The organism is Streptomyces sp. HmicA12, from assembly GCF_000373565.1.
Classification (GTDB): Bacteria; Actinomycetota; Actinomycetes; order Streptomycetales; family Streptomycetaceae; genus Streptomyces.
The window spans coordinates 1-14,260 of sequence record NZ_KB891818.1 but is presented as its reverse complement, the minus strand read 5'-3'; the positions used below and the strand labels follow the sequence as shown (position 1 = coordinate 14,260).

Below are 14,260 nucleotides of genomic sequence, written 5' to 3'. Positions count from 1 at the left end.
TGACGGGTCTCAGCCCCGGGAGTCCGCTCCCACCATCCTGAGCACGAGGTCGGCGTAGAGCGCGCCGACCTCGTCGGGCGTGCGGCGGCCCTCCGCGTTGAACCAGCGGGCCACGTCGATGCAGAGGGAGAGCACCGCGACGGTCGTGCCCGGCACGTCGTCGACGCTGAACTCCCCCGCCTTCACGCCGTCGTTGATGATCTCGCGCACGGCGGCGTCGCTCTGCCGCCGCAGCGCCAGGATCTCGGGGCGGTGCTCGTCGCCGAGCGACTCCAGCTCGTACTGGACGACGCGCGCGGTGGTGTGGTGGCCCGCGTGCCAGCGGACGAAGGAGCGCACGGCCTCCGCGAGGCGCTCGGCGGCCGTGCCCTCGCCGTCGACCGCGCGACGCAGGATCGTCAGCGCCTTCTCGTGGCCGATGCGGCTGATGCGGAGGAGAAGCTCCTCCTTGGTCTTGTAGTGGATGTAGAGCGCGGCCGGGCTCATGCCGGCGCGGCTCGCGATGTCCCGGGTCGTGGTGGCGTGGTAGCCGCGCGCGGCGAACGCCTCCACCGCGGCCACGAGCAGGCGCCGGGCCGCGTCGGGGGTGACCTCGGCCCAGGGCATCTCGTCGATGTCTTCGGCCTGCTGGTCCTCGACCCGTTCGTCGTGCGTCATCGCTCCGCTCGCATCCTGTCGGTGGGGCTGGGCCTCACCATACCTCTCGGGGTGAGCGAGCGCTTAGGTCACGTCCGCATCCCGCTTGCAGCGCCTAGACCACCGGCTTGAACGGGTCGTGTTCCGCGAGGATCTTGTCGATGCGGGCCTTGTCGACGCGGCTGACGATCTGGTCCGCCTCCTGGCGGTCGCGGATCACCTTGGCGAGGGTGAACGCCGACGTCGTCAGGTAGAGGACGGAGATGGCCATGAAGGCCCTGATCCAGCCGCTCGCGTCGAGGCTGTAGATCCCGATGGCGACGGCGGAGAGCGCGACGGCGAAGGACGCGATGGCCTGTGCGTAGTAGGCCGCGGTGTTCTGCTGCTTGACCGGTGTCTCACTCATGCCGCACAGCATGGAGCGGACAGAGCCCGCGCTCTATCCGCTCCGGTACTCATCTACGTACTCAGAAGGCCGAGACCCCCGTGAGCGCGCGGCCGATGATGAGCTTCTGGATCTGGCTGGTGCCCTCGTAGAGGGTCATGACGCGGGCGTCGCGCAGCAGCTTGCCGACCGGGTACTCGTCGATGTAGCCGTAGCCGCCGAAGACCTGGAGGGCGTTGTTGGCGCAGCGCACGGCGGCCTCGGAGGCGAACAGCTTGGCCTTGGAGGCGGCGACCGTGAAGTCCTCGCCGCGCTCGATCAGGTCGGCGACGCGCCAGGTCAGCAGGCGGGCGGCGTCCACGTCGAGCGCGATGTCGGAGATCATCTCCTGCACCAGCTGGTACGAGGCGATGGGCTTGCCGAACTGCTCGCGCTCCTTGGCGTAGCCGACAGCGGCGTCGAGCGCGGCCTGGGCGATGCCGACGCAGCCCGCGGCGACCGACATGCGGCCCTTGGCGAGGGCGGACATGGCGACGGAGAAGCCCTTGCCCTCGGGGCCCATCATCGCGGAGGCCGGGACGCGGACGTCCTCGAAGACCAGCTCGGCGGTGGCCTGGCCGCGCAGGCCGAGCTTGCCGTGGATGGTGTTGCGGGTCAGGCCCGGGGTGTCGGCGGGGACCAGGAAGGCGGAGATGCCCTTGTGGCCCGGGGCGTCGTTGGTGCGGGCGAAGAGCAGGACGACGTCGGCCCAGGTGCCGTTGGTGATGAAGACCTTGGTGCCGTTGACGACGTAGTCGCCGGTGGCGTCGTCGCGCACGGCCCGCGTCTGGAGCTCGGCGGGGTTGGAGCCGTGTCCCGGCTCGGTGAGGGCGAAGCAGCCGAGGGCCTCGCCGGCGGTCAGCCTCGGCAGCCAGTACCGCTTCTGCTCCTCGTTCGCCCACTGCTGGATCGGCTTGGTGACCAGGCCGAGGGAGACGGAGACGATGCCGCGCACGGAGGAGTCGCCCCGGCCCAGCTCCTCCGTCACCAGGCAGTACGCGAGGTGGTCGCCGCCGGATCCGCCGTACCGCTCGTCGATCGTCAGCCCCAGGAAGCCGACCTCGCCGAGCTTCTTCACGATCGAGCGGTCCACTTCCTCCGCGCGGTCCCACGCCACCACGTGCGGCGCGATCTCGCGGTCCACGAAGTCCTTGGCGAGCTGACGGACGGCCGTCTGCTCCTCGTTCAGCTCCAGGTTCATGGACGACTCTCCCAGGGACGTGCCGCAGGCTTCTTCTTTAAATTAGCACTGCTAGTTTATGGCTGACAGCCCTACTATGTGCGCCATGGCCCGACCGCGCAAGCCCCTCCTCAGCAGAGACCGCATCGTCGACGCGGCACGCACCCTCGTCGACGCGGAGGGCCTCGCCGCCGTCTCGACGCGGCGGCTCGCGGCCGAGCTCGGGGTGAGCGGTCCGTCCCTCTACAACCACTTCAGGACCAAGGACCAGATCCTGGAGGCCGTCGCCGACTCGGTGAGCGCGCAGGTGGACCTCTCGATGTTCGACGCCCCTCAGGACGGCGCCGAGTGGGACTGGCGGGCGGCGCTGCACGACTGGGCCGTCTCCTACCGGGCGGCGCTGCGCGAGCACCCGAACATCGTTCCCGTGCTGGCCCGGGGGCCCGGCCGCCGGCCCGCGGGTCTGCGCCTGGCCGACGCCGTGTTCGGGGCGATGGTGGACGCCGGGTGGCCGCCGGCGCAGGCCACGTCCATCGGCGCGCTCATGCGGTACTTCGTGATGGGGTCGGCGCTCGGGTCGTTCGCCGGCGGCTTCGTGGACGACCAGGACGCGTACGACCCCGCCGACTATCCGCACCTCGGGCAGGCGCACCTCCTCGCCGACCGGCAGGAACTGATCGACGACCGGGCCTTCGAGACCGGGCTCACGGCGCTGCTCGACGGCCTCTCGACGCAGTACGAGCACGTGGTGGCGGCCACCCGCTGACGCTTCGGCGCCCGCCGAAGCGTGCCGGGCGCATGCTGGTGCCATGGCCGCTTCCAGAGATCCCCGCGCCCGGCGTCTGGCCGGGCTTGCCTCACTGGTGTCCGACGAGACCCGTGCCGCCTGCCTGCTCGCGCTGCTCGACGGGCGGGCCTGGACGGCGGGCGAGCTGGCCCGGCACGCCGGTGTCGCCGCGTCCACCGCCAGCGAGCATCTCGGGAAGCTGGTCGCGGGCGGGCTGCTCGCACAGGAGCGGCAGGGGCGGCACCGGTACGTCCGGCTCGCCGACGCGCAGGTGGCGCAGCTCGTGGAGGACCTCGCCGCGTACGTCACGCCGGACGACGCGGCCCCGCCCCGGACGCTGCGGGCCGTGTCGGCGCGGGACGCGATGGCGCGCGGGCGCACCTGTTACGACCATCTCGCGGGGCGGCTCGGGATCGCGGTGACCGACGGGATGGCGGCGCGCGGGCTGTTGCGGGTCGACACCGGGTTCGCGCTGACCGAGGCGGGGGTGGCGTGGTTCCGCGCCGTCGGGGTGGAGCTCGACACCAAGGGGCGGCGGCCGCTGGTGCGGGGGTGCCTGGACTGGACGGAGCGGCGCCAGCACCTGGCCGGGGTGGCCGGTGCGGCGCTGTGCCACCACGCGCTGGCCTCCGGCTGGGTCGAGCGAATCGGGTCCGAGCGGGCGGTTCGGGTGACCGGGGCCGGGGCGGCGTTCCTGGAGGCCGAGTTGGGGGTGCGGGTCGCCTCTTGAACGGGCCGCCCGCTCGTCTGCCGGGTGTCGGTCGGGTGGGCGGGTGCGGCTTTCGTCGCGGCCGATCGCGCAGTTCCCCGCGCCCCTGAAGCATGCGCTGCGCGCAGCTTCCTCCCGGGCGAGCGCAGCTCGCCTCAGCGCTCGCCTCAGGAGCGCGGGGAACCGCGCGACCAGCCTCAACCGGCCGGTACCCGACGCCGCGCCCGACTAGTACCTGTACAGTCCATCTACCGGGTTGGGAAACATCCTCGTAACGCGGGAGCGGCGGATGGCGCAGATGGCAGGTACCTCAATTGCCCCCGAAATAGGGCATGGTTGGGCAGCGGATTGCAGACAGTTCGGATTGCGCGTCCTCCGCGGCATGGGGCAGGTGACCTTCCTGCCCCGCGCGCTGACGGGCCTGCTGTTCTCCGCCGCGCTGTTCGCCGCCGGATGGAGTTACGGGCTCTACGGCATCGGCGGCGCCGCCCTCGGTACGGCGGGCGCGTGGCTGCTCGGCGTGGAGAAGGAGCGGCTCGCCCAGGGCATGGAGGGCTTCAACTCCTGCCTCGTCGGCGTGAGTTGCGCGGTGCTGCTGGGTGGCACCCGGGTGTCGACGATGCTCGTCGCGCTGCTCGGCTGCGGCGCGGCGACCGTGGTGACCGCGGCGGCGGGGCGGGCGTTCGGGACATGGGGGCTGCCCGCGCTGACGCTGCCGTTCTGCGCCGTGGCGAGCGCGATCACGCTGGCGAGGCCCGCGGGGCCGACCGCACGGCAGGTGACGGACGCGACGGCGGCGCTTCAACTCGGTGACGCAGCGCGGGGGTTCCTCGCCGGGTTCGGGCAGATCTTCCTGTTGCCGCAGTGGTACGTGGGCGCGCTCGTGCTCGCCGGACTGCTGGTGGCGGGGGTCCGCGTGGCCGGGGTGGCCTGCCTCGGGAACGCCGCGGCGATGGCAACGGCGTGGGCGCTCGGGATGCCCGCGGCCCGCCTCGCCGACGGCATCGCCGGCTACAACGGCGTCCTCGTCGCCCTCGCGCTGTGCGGGGTGTTCCTGCCGGCCGGCCGACGGACCCTGCCGTACGCGCTGGCCGGGGCGGTGGTGGCGGCGGCCGTGGCACCGGCGTTCGGGGCGACGACCTTCACCTGGCCGTTCGTGCTGACGACGCTGGTGTTCCTGGCGGCGGCGCGGTCGTTTCCGCGGCTGACGGCGTCGGCCGCGGGCGACCTGTAACGCCTCAGTAATTGGGCCTGCCTAGCGTCCGAGTTGCTCGCTGATCGAGGTCAACAGCCCTTCTTCCAGCGGGATTCGGTCTGCCACGGCCACGAGCCGTGCCCAACTACGCAGGGGATCAACCATGTTGCGACACCACGCTATGCGCGCAGTTCTGGTCGGCGCCACCATGACCGCGATGGCCGCGTTCGGTACGGGTGCGGCCGGCGCCAGCGACGCCGACAGCATCAGCTGCCACATCACCGGTTCCGTCTGCATCTACACGAACGACATCTACAACCAGGAGGTGGAGGTCGTCGAGGGGCAGGACTACACCTTCGCCCGCGCCACCGAGGTCGTGAGCATCAACAACGACACGACCCTGACGTACTGCGCCAAGACGGGCGGCCACTCGCTGTCGTCGGTCACGGTGCCTCCGGGGCAGATCGTCGAAGGGCCGTTCACGGTGTCCTCCGTCACCGTGCTGGTCGGCAGCGGCACCTGCCCCGTCTGACCGGTCCGGCACCGGCGGCCCGCTCTCCGTCCCCTCGGAGGCGGGCCGCCGCAGCAGCTAGAACACCACCAGCGCCCGGCCGCCCTTGCCCGCGACCATGTTGTCGAACGCGGCCGGGATGCCGTCCAGGGAGATGTGCTCCGTGACCAGCGCACTCAGGTCCAGGCGGCCCGCGCGGACGTGCTCGGCGAGGACCGGCAGGTCCTGCTCCGGGTTGGAGTTGCCGTAGACGCAGCCGGACAGGGTGCGGCCCCAGTGGAAGATCTCCAGGGCGTTGAAGGTGACCTGCTGGTCCTTGCCGCCGATGCCGACGACCGTGGTGCGGCCGCCGCGGCGGGTGGACTCCCAGGCGGTGCGGATGGTGACCGCGCGGCCGACGCACTCCACGGCCACGTCGACGCCCTGCTTGCCGGTCAGGCCCCGGATCTCGCGGGCCGTGGTCTCGGAGGCGACCACGTAGTCCGTGGCACCCGCCCGGCGGGCCAGTTCCTCCTTCTCGGGCGAGACGTCCACCGCGATGATCTTCGAGGCGCCCGCGATGCGCGCCGCCTGGATCGTGGCGAGGCCGACGCCGCCGACGCCGTACACCGCGACCGTCTCCCCCTCCTTGACCTGCGCCGAGTGGTGGATCGCGCCGTATCCGGTGAGGACGGCGCAGCCGAGCAGGGCCGCGTCCGTGAGCGGGACGCCGTCCGGCACGGGCAGGACCGTGTTCGCGGCGACGACGGTCTCCTCGGCGAACGCGGCGACGTTCAGGCCGGGGTGCAGGTCGGAGCGGTCGGACGACCGCTTCGCGTGGACGTTGCCCGCGCCGGCCAGCGCGTTCGCGCACAGCCACACCTCGCCGAGCGAGCAGGCGTGGCAACTGCCGCACGAGGGAGCCCAGTTGAGGACGACTCCGTCGCCCGGCGCGACGTGGGTGACGCCCTCACCGACGGAGACGACGGTGCCCGCGCCCTCGTGGCCGAGGACGGCGGGGAGCGGCAGGCGCATGGTGCCGTTGGTCAGGGACAGGTCGGAGTGGCAGACCCCGGCGGCGACGAGCTTGACGCGGACCTGGCCGGCACCGGGCTCGGGCAGGTCGATGTCGGTGATCTCCAGCGGGGAGCCGACGGCGGTGCATACAGCGGCGCGGACCATGGTGATCGGAACTCCCTTAGAACTGGAGGGACTTGGTCTGGAGGTACTCGGTCAGGCCGTGCGAGCCGAGCTCGCGGCCGACGCCCGACTGCTTGTAGCCGCCGAACGGGGCGAGGGGGTTGAAGCGGCCGCCGTTGATGTCGACCTGCCCGGTGTCCATGCGGCGCGCGAACGCCACGGCCTCCGCCTCCTCGCCGGCCCAGACCGCGCCCGCGAGCCCGTACACGGTGCCGTTGGCGATGCGCAGGGCGTCGTCCTCGTCCTCGTAGCGGATGATCGAGACGACCGGGCCGAAGATCTCCTCCTGGGCGATGGTCATCTCGGGCGTGACGTCCGCGAAGACCGTCGGGGCGACGAAGTATCCCTTCTCGTGCGGGGTCTCGGTGCCGCCGGTGACGATCCGGGCGCCCTCCTCGACGCCCTTGGCGATGTAACCGCGCACGCGCTCCTGCTGCTTGGCGTTGACGAGCGGGCCGATGCGGTCGCCGTACTTGGCGGCCGCCGCGCCCGCGAGCTCCACGGCCTCGTCGTACTGGTCGGTGTGCACGAGCATGCGGGTCCAGGCGCTGCAGGTCTGGCCGGAGTTGCCCATGACGTTGGCGACGCCGACGTTCACGGCCTTGGCCAGGTCGGCGGACGGAAGGATCACGTTCGCGGACTTGCCGCCCAGTTCCAGGGCGACGCGCTTGACGGCCGCGCCCGCCGTCGCGCCGATCCGGCGGCCGACCGCCGTGGAGCCCGTGAAGGAGACCAGGTCCACGTCCGCGTGCTCGGCGAGGGCCTGGCCCGCGACCGGGCCGAGGCCCGTGACGAGGTTGAAGACGCCCGCCGGGATGCCCGCCTCGTCGACCGCCTCCGCGAACAGCTGCGCGGTCAGCGGGGTGTCCTCGGCCGGCTTGAGCACGACGGTGCAGCCGGCGGCGAGGGCCGGGGCGACCTTGCAGACGATCTGGTGGAGGGGGTAGTTCCAGGGCGTGATCGCGCCGACGACGCCGATCGGCTCGGCGTAGACGGTCGAGTTGCCGACCTTCTCCTCGAAGGGGTACGAGGCGGCCAGTTCGGCGTACGAGCCCGAGACCAGGACGGGTACGCCCGCGTGCACCGTCTGCGAGAACTTCAGCGGGGCGCCCAGCTCGGCCGTGACCGTCTCGGCGATCTCCGCGTTACGGGCCACCAGCACGTCGCGGAGCGCGGCGATCTTCGCCGCTCGCTCGGCGGGGGCCGTGGCGGCCCAGCCGGGGAAGGCGGCGCGGGCGGCGCGCACGGCGGCGTCCACGTCCTCGGCGTTGCCCGCGGGGACATGGCCGATCACCGACTCGTCGGCCGGGTTGACGACGGCGATCGTCTCGCTGGTCGCGGCGGCTCGCCACTCGCCGCCGATGAACATCCCCTCGTGGGCCTTCATGGCTCTCCTCCTGATACCGCACGTGTGTCGCTGATCGTCCTGCGACCCAAACTAGCGGTGTTAGTTTTCGGGCGCCAGAGACGCCCGTCACGCCGCCAGTAATTCCTCAGTAACGGCACCTTTCTAGCGTGCGAACTCCCCCGTACCGTTCCCGGAGGAGCACCCCCGATGCACCTGCCCCGACCGCCCCGGCGCAGATCCGCCGCTTGGGCGGCGGCCGCGTTCACCGCGACCGCCCTGGTTTCCGGCGCCATGCCGGCCGTCGCCGCCGACAGCCCGTCGGCGTCGGCCACCGCCAAGATCGACTCTTCGCTGAGCAGCGCCGTCGCCAAGGGTGGCGACGCCAAGTTCTTCGTCGTCCTCAAGGACCAGGCCGACCTGACGACCGCCAAGAAGCAGCGCACGCACGCGAAGGCCGCCACGGCCGCGTACAAGGCGCTCAAGACGCACGCCGAGGACAGCCAGAAGTCGCTCACCGCGTTCCTCGACAAGAAGAAGGTCGGGCACAAGGACTACTGGATCGCCAACGCAGTCCAGGTCACCGGCGACGAGAACCTCGTCGAGCAGCTCGCGAAGCGCTCGGACGTCAAGGAGATCGTCAAGTCGCAGACGTACAAGCTCGACGACATCGAGACGTCCGACGCCAAGGTCACCGGGTCGCGCACGACCGCCGCGGGCGACGCCGTCAGCGACACCACCCCCGACTGGGGCATCTCCGACATCAAGGCCGACCAGGTCTGGGACCAGTACAAGGACCGCGGCGAGGGCATCGTCGTCGCCACCGTCGACTCCGGTGCCCAGTACGATCACCCGGACCTCGTCGCCAACTACCGTGGCAACAACGGCGACGGCACGTTCACGAACGACTACAACTTCTACGACGCGACGGGTACCTGCGCCACCAGCAGCACGCCGTGCGACGACAACGGTCACGGCACCCACACCATGGGCACGATCGCCGGCAAGAACGGCATCGGTGTCGCGCCGAACACGAAGTGGATGGCCGCCAAGGCCTGCGCGGGGTCGAGGGGCGAGTGCCTCGACGAGGACACGCTCGCCGCCGGCCAGTGGATCCTCGCGCCGACGGACCACAACGGGGAGAACCCGCGCCCGGACCTCGCCCCGAACATCGTCAACAACTCGTGGGGCGGCGGCGTCACGACGTTCTACCAGGACATCGTCAAGGCGTGGAACTCCGCGGGCATCTTCGAGGCGTTCGCCGCCGGCAACGACGGTGACGGCACGACCTGCTCCACCACTCGCGCGCCCGGTGCGCAGGACACGTCCTACGGCGTCGGCGCGTACGACTCCACCGGCACCATCGCCGACTTCTCCGGCTTCGGCCCCTCCCCCGTGGACGGCTCGGCCAAGCCGAACATCTCGGCGCCGGGCGTCGACATCACCTCGGCATGGCCCGGTTCCTCGTACAACACCATCGACGGTACGTCGATGGCGACGCCGCACGTCGCCGGCGCGGCGGCTCTGCTGTGGTCGGCCGCCCCTGAGCTCATCGGCAACATCGACGAGACGCGCAGGCTCCTCAACGAGGGCGCGCGCGACGTCGACGACACGCACTGCGGCGGCACCGCCGGCATGAACAACGTCTGGGGTGAGGGCAAGCTCGACATCCTCGCCTCCATCGACGCCGCCCCGCGCACCGCCGTTCACGTGTCCGGCAACGTCACCGACAAGGCCACCGGCAAGGCGCTGCCCAACGTCACCGTCAAGGTCGCGAACGCCACCACCGGCACCCGTATCGTCACCACCGGCACCGACGGCTCCTACCGTCTGACGCTGCCCCCGGGCACGTACGACTTCACGCTCTCCGGCTACGGCTACCAGCCGCAGACCCTCTCGGGCGTGGAGCTGAACACCGGTTCGCCGCTCGCCCAGGACGTCGCGCTCACCGCCGCCGCGTCGCACGCCGTCACCGGCACTGTCCTCGACGTCACCGGCAAGCCCCTCAAGGGCGCGACCGTCGAGCTCAACGGTTCGCCGCTCGCCCCGGTCACCTCCGGCACCGACGGCACGTTCACGCTGCCGAAGGTCGCCGAAGGCACGTACTCGCTGTTCGTGAAGCCCGCCGCGCCGATCGTGTGCAACGGCACCTCCACCACCTCGCTGACCGTCGACGGTGACGAGAACCGCACGCTCCGGCTCCCGGCCCGTGCCGACCACTCGGGCAACTCCTGCACCCCGGCCACCTACTCCTGGATCTCCGGCTCCAGCAAGGTCACGCTGAGCGGTGACGAGGACGCCAAGACGGTCTCGCTGCCCTTCCCGGTCTCCTTCTACGGCGTGAAGTACTCCAGCGCCGCGGTCACCACGAACGGTCTGATCAACTTCCTCTCGCCGCGCATCGGTGACTACGCCAACGAGCCGCTGCCGACGGAGACCGAGCCGAGCGGAATCGTCGCCCCGCTGTGGGACGACTTCACCCTCGACAAGAAGTCCAGCGTGCAGACGGCCACCACCGGCAAGACCGGCAGCCGCAAGTTCGCGGTCGTCTGGAACAACGTCCTGTTCGCCGACGGCGGCAGCACCCGCGCCACCTTCGAGGCCGTCTTCGACGAGGCCACCGGCGCGATCACGTTCCAGTACCAGTCCGTCCCGGGCAAGGGCTCGTCGGCCACCGTCGGCATCGAGAACCAGGCCGGCACCGACGCCCTCCAGTACTCGTACAACCAGGCCGTTCTGACGAACGGTTCGGCGATCCGCATCGCGCAGGGAGCCAAGTAATGAGAACCACCACCTCCCGGCGGGCCCTGACGCTCGCCTCCGCCCTGGTCGCGGCGGGCCTGACGCTGACGGCCGCGCCGCACGCGCTGGCCGACGGCTTCTCGACCGAGGCGTCGACGCTCAGCACCTCCGAGGCCAAGACCCTCGCCGACAACATGAACGTCGACGTGTACGGGGACCGGTACGCGGCGAAGGACGACACCTCCGCCGACACCTCGGCCAACGGCTCGGCCACGGACGGTTCCTCCACCGAGGCCACCACCGACGCCAGCACCCCGGTCACCTTCACCAACAAGTCCGCGCTGGAGGGCGCCCGCGGCATCGCCGCGACCGTTCCGGCCGGCTCCGACGGCAGCTACTTCACCGTGCACAGCCTGGGCAACGTCCAGCTGCACAAGGCCGACGGCTCCACCGCCTGGGCGCGCACCAACGCCTCGTACTACACGGACTGGCAGGTCAAGCCGCTGCAGGTCTGGCGGGCCGAGCCGTACCCGGCCAGCATCGTGATGGGCTACAACGCCGTCAACCCGTACTCGGCCTACTCGGACCAGGGCTACGACACCGCCGACCTGACCGGCGACGGTACGAAGGACATCGTCTTCTCGGCGGCCGTCGGCATGACGCCCACGCCCCGGCCGTTCACCTCGCCCGGCTCCTCGCTGTCCACCGGCACCTTCGTGACGGTCCTCGACGGCAAGACCGGCAAGACGGTCTGGTCGAAGCTGTACTCGTACGCCACCAACGTCAAGGTGGTCGACGGCACGCTGCTCATCGGCAACTCGCCCCGCCTGAACTCGAACGCGCCCGCGACGGAGACGGCCACCCTCACGGGGATCCGCTTCTCGTACGCCGACGGGAAGCTGACCCCGTCGTCGACGTGGACGTACGACACCAAGTCGACCGCGTCCGTGAACTGGGGCGCCCTGGAGTCCGTCGGCGGCGGAAAGGTCGCCGCGGTCTGGGACCTGCGCAAGACCGCCACGAACACCGCGAGCGGACGCACCCTCGTCCTCGACGCTGCCGACGGTTCGGTCACGTGGGAGACGGAGAGCGCTCTTTACGGCCGTCAGCTGCGCCTCGACGCCTCCCGCAACCGGGTCGTCGCCCTGGAGCAGGCGGACATCAGCGACGCGGTGCAGTACGAGATCGCCGCGTACGACCTGGCCGACGGCAAGCGCACCACGCTCGACACCCGCGTCAACGCCCTGCCCACCGCCCTGACGGTCGGTGACGCGGCTTCGGGCGGCGGCGACGAGATCGCGGTCAGCGAGTCGACGTACACGTCCACGTACAACGTCAACGCCAGCACGATCCGTGTCCTGGACGGTGCGGACGGCGCGACGGTCAAGTGGACCTACACGACCAAGCGCTCCGCCGGCAACGGCGCCGACGGCGCCAGCACCTGGAACCTCGCCACCAAGAACGGTCTGCTCTACGCGGCCGCGCAGGACGACCAGGACCAGGGCACCGCGACCAACGTCGGCGGTCTGCGTTACGGCTCGCTGACCGCGTTCACCAGCACCGGCAAGGTCAAGTGGCGCCAGCACGGCACCAACGCCTCGCCGATGTACCAGCAGCTGTACTCCTCCGGCGGCGGCGACTACGTCCGCGTCGTCGACCAGCAGCAGAACATCCACGACTACAAGCTGGGCAACGGCAGCCAGAAGAACCTGACGCCGCTGCAGGGCGACCTCAACTACGGCCAGGCTGCCGACTTCGACGGCGACGGCAAGAAGGACGTCGTGGTCGGCGGCTCCTCGGACGGCGTGTGGGCGTACTCCGGTACGTCGCTGGTCAACGGCGCGCCGAAGAAGCTGTGGCAGGCCACCGTCCCCGGCGAGGTGCACAACATCGCGACCGGTGACGTGAACGGCGACGGCACGCCCGACGTCGCCGTGGCCGCCGACACCGCCACCGCCGTCATCGACGGGAAGACCGGCAAGGTCCTGACGACGATCGACGGCAAGGGCGCGTACGTCCGCTCGGTCACCCTCGCCGACCTGAACGATGACGGCAAGGACGAGGTCATCGTCCCGACCGACGCACTGCGCGTGTACAGCGCGAGCGGCAAGCAGCTGTGGTCGTACTCCGCGCCGTCGAGCGCGGGCGACGTGATCTTCTCCGACACGGTGGTTTCCGGCGGGCAGATCTACTCGCAGTACACCAGCCCGAACGCGCTCGACATCTCGGACGCGGTCGTCAACGGCGTCGCCCTCGACGGCAAGGGCAACCTGAAGTGGACCGCCGACCCGAAGGCTCCGGACCGCGCGGCCGACGGCAAGCTGCACGGCGCGGTCCTCGACCACGGCGTCTTCGCCTCGCCGAAGATCCCGTACGCGGACGGCCACGCGGTCGTCTACACCTGGATCGTCAAGGCCGACCCGACGGTGGCCGGTGACCTGAGCACGGCCTCGCCGCGCGTCGTGGTCGAGATCCGGGACGGGCGCACCGGTGAGCTGGTCCATCAGTCCCTCAACGGAAGCCCGTGGTCGCACGGCAACTACTTCATCGACGGCCAGGGCGACCCGCTCTACCAGATGAGCTTCGGCACGTTCAGGGGCTACGCCGGCGACGGCAAGGAGGACACGAGCTCGTCGGTGGTCGCGCCGCTGCGCACGGTCGGGTTCATCAACGGCCCCGGCGGCCGGCGCCTGCTCGCCGGTGGCCTCGAGGGCGGTCTGGCGGCCTTCGACCCGTCGGTCCTGACCTCGGGCGATTCGTTCCAGTCCAGCATCGGCGGCGCCACGCTCATCGGCGCCCGCAACTACCTCGCCGCCGACCTCGACGGCGACGGCACCGACGAGATGGTCTCGCTCAACTTCGACCACCTCGGCATCAACCGGATGGCGGAGCAGCTGGGCGGCGGTGTCCTCTCCATCGACCGGGGCATCCACCAGATGACGACGTTCAAGCTCTCCTGACCTCCGCACCGCGGTAGTCAGCGGTAGTCACGACAAACCCCTGGGCGGCCTCGCCCAGGGGTTTCTCACGTTGCTCGGTTAGAGTTGCGCCCTCATGAACGAGCAGCAGCCAAACAGCACGATTCCAGCCACTCCGCTGCTACGTCTGCACCTTTTCGGCGGTTTCGCAGCGACTCGTGACAACGGGCTCGCGCCCGCCGAGCGTTGGACCCGGCCGAGCGCCCAGACCCTGGTGAAGCTGCTCGCCGTCGTGCCCGACCACCAGCTCCACCGCGAGCAGGCCATGGACATCTGCTGGCCCGACGCCGACCAGCACTCCGCGACCGGCAGCCTCCGGGTCGCCCTGCACGCCGCGCGCCGCGCCCTGGAACCCGAACTCGCACCCCGCGCCACCTCCTCGTACCTGATATCCGACGGCGCCCTGCTGCGACTGGATCCGGCCACGGTACGGATCGACGCCGACGAGGCGGAGACGGCTGCCCGGGCCGCGCTCGCCTCCCGCTCCCCCGGGCAACTCGCCGCCGCCCTGGACCTGTTCACCGGGGAGCTGCTGCCCGAGGACCGGTACGCGAGCTGGGCGCAGGCCCGCCGC

At 70.9% G+C, this 14,260-nt stretch carries 12 protein-coding genes; 7 read left to right on the top strand and 5 right to left on the bottom strand.

Annotated elements, in window-relative coordinates:
* Nucleotides 1-9: 9 nt before the first annotated feature.
* From B072_RS0125665 to B072_RS0125655, 3 genes are all read right to left on the bottom strand, one after another.
* Nucleotides 10-657, bottom strand: a complete 648-nt coding sequence (locus tag B072_RS0125665) for a TetR/AcrR family transcriptional regulator (RefSeq protein ID WP_018532815.1) — start codon at nucleotides 655-657, stop codon at nucleotides 10-12.
* A gap of 94 nt (nucleotides 658-751) precedes the next feature.
* Nucleotides 752-1,042: a YiaA/YiaB family inner membrane protein gene (locus B072_RS0125660; protein ID WP_086020401.1), complete on the bottom strand. Its 291-nt coding sequence runs from the start codon at nucleotides 1,040-1,042 to the stop codon at nucleotides 752-754.
* A 61-nt stretch (nucleotides 1,043-1,103) separates the two neighbouring features.
* Entirely contained in the window at nucleotides 1,104-2,261 is a 1,158-nt protein-coding gene (locus B072_RS0125655) for an acyl-CoA dehydrogenase family protein (RefSeq protein WP_018532813.1), read from the bottom strand.
* Nucleotides 2,262-2,346: 85 nt separating this feature from the next.
* Between B072_RS0125655 and B072_RS0125650 the strand changes: the two genes are divergently transcribed.
* From B072_RS0125650 to B072_RS44075, 4 genes are all read left to right on the top strand, one after another.
* A complete protein-coding gene (locus B072_RS0125650) occupies nucleotides 2,347-3,006 on the top strand; it encodes a TetR/AcrR family transcriptional regulator (RefSeq protein ID WP_018532812.1) in 660 nt (219 codons plus the stop codon).
* A 43-nt stretch (nucleotides 3,007-3,049) separates the two neighbouring features.
* Nucleotides 3,050-3,757, top strand: coding sequence for an ArsR/SmtB family transcription factor (locus B072_RS0125645; protein WP_018532811.1), 708 nt, complete (start codon nucleotides 3,050-3,052; stop codon nucleotides 3,755-3,757).
* A gap of 361 nt (nucleotides 3,758-4,118) precedes the next feature.
* Nucleotides 4,119-4,970, top strand: coding sequence for an urea transporter (locus B072_RS0125640; RefSeq protein WP_018532810.1), 852 nt, complete (start codon nucleotides 4,119-4,121; stop codon nucleotides 4,968-4,970).
* A 142-nt stretch (nucleotides 4,971-5,112) separates the two neighbouring features.
* Entirely contained in the window at nucleotides 5,113-5,463 is a 351-nt protein-coding gene (locus tag B072_RS44075; RefSeq protein WP_018532809.1) for a hypothetical protein, read from the top strand.
* Between the two features lie 57 nt (nucleotides 5,464-5,520).
* On the opposite strand, the gene B072_RS0125630 is transcribed toward B072_RS44075, so the two are convergent.
* Both B072_RS0125630 and B072_RS0125625 read right to left on the bottom strand, forming a co-directional pair.
* Complete coding sequence (locus B072_RS0125630; protein ID WP_018532808.1) at nucleotides 5,521-6,603, bottom strand: Zn-dependent alcohol dehydrogenase; 1,083 nt, start codon at nucleotides 6,601-6,603, stop codon at nucleotides 5,521-5,523.
* Nucleotides 6,604-6,619: 16 nt separating this feature from the next.
* Nucleotides 6,620-8,008 carry an aldehyde dehydrogenase family protein gene (locus B072_RS0125625; RefSeq protein ID WP_018532807.1) on the bottom strand — a complete coding sequence of 463 codons (1,389 nt, stop codon included), beginning with the start codon at nucleotides 8,006-8,008 and terminating at the stop codon, nucleotides 6,620-6,622.
* 168 nt (nucleotides 8,009-8,176) lie between these two features.
* On the opposite strand from B072_RS0125625, the gene B072_RS0125620 reads away from it, so the two are divergent.
* The 3 genes from B072_RS0125620 to B072_RS44070 form a co-directional block, all read left to right on the top strand.
* Nucleotides 8,177-10,747, top strand: a complete 2,571-nt coding sequence (locus tag B072_RS0125620; RefSeq protein WP_018532806.1) for a S8 family serine peptidase — start codon at nucleotides 8,177-8,179, stop codon at nucleotides 10,745-10,747.
* Entirely contained in the window at nucleotides 10,747-13,668 is a 2,922-nt protein-coding gene (locus tag B072_RS0125615) for an FG-GAP repeat domain-containing protein (protein WP_018532805.1), read from the top strand. Before B072_RS0125620 ends, B072_RS0125615 begins: the two co-directional genes overlap by 1 nt.
* 94 nt (nucleotides 13,669-13,762) lie before the next feature.
* The coding region (locus tag B072_RS44070) for an AfsR/SARP family transcriptional regulator (RefSeq protein ID WP_420707570.1) at nucleotides 13,763-14,260 on the top strand (498 nt) is incomplete at its 3' end.

Excerpts from the sequence above, each read along its gene's own strand:
- B072_RS0125640 (WP_018532810.1), top strand. The coding sequence starts at position 4,119 with ATGGGGCAGGTGACCTTCCTGCCCCGCGCGCTGACGGGCCTGCTGTTC.
- B072_RS0125620 (WP_018532806.1), top strand. The coding sequence starts at position 8,177 with ATGCACCTGCCCCGACCGCCCCGGCGCAGATCCGCCGCTTGGGCGGCG.
- B072_RS0125630 (WP_018532808.1), bottom strand. The coding sequence starts at position 6,603 with ATGGTCCGCGCCGCTGTATGCACCGCCGTCGGCTCCCCGCTGGAGATC.
- B072_RS0125625 (WP_018532807.1), bottom strand. The coding sequence starts at position 8,008 with ATGAAGGCCCACGAGGGGATGTTCATCGGCGGCGAGTGGCGAGCCGCC.
- B072_RS0125665 (WP_018532815.1), bottom strand. The coding sequence starts at position 657 with ATGACGCACGACGAACGGGTCGAGGACCAGCAGGCCGAAGACATCGAC.
- B072_RS44075 (WP_018532809.1), top strand. The coding sequence starts at position 5,113 with ATGCGCGCAGTTCTGGTCGGCGCCACCATGACCGCGATGGCCGCGTTC.
- B072_RS0125645 (WP_018532811.1), top strand. The coding sequence starts at position 3,050 with ATGGCCGCTTCCAGAGATCCCCGCGCCCGGCGTCTGGCCGGGCTTGCC.
- B072_RS0125615 (WP_018532805.1), top strand. The coding sequence starts at position 10,747 with ATGAGAACCACCACCTCCCGGCGGGCCCTGACGCTCGCCTCCGCCCTG.
- B072_RS0125650 (WP_018532812.1), top strand. The coding sequence starts at position 2,347 with ATGGCCCGACCGCGCAAGCCCCTCCTCAGCAGAGACCGCATCGTCGAC.
- B072_RS0125655 (WP_018532813.1), bottom strand. The coding sequence starts at position 2,261 with ATGAACCTGGAGCTGAACGAGGAGCAGACGGCCGTCCGTCAGCTCGCC.
- B072_RS0125660 (WP_086020401.1), bottom strand. The coding sequence starts at position 1,042 with ATGAGTGAGACACCGGTCAAGCAGCAGAACACCGCGGCCTACTACGCA.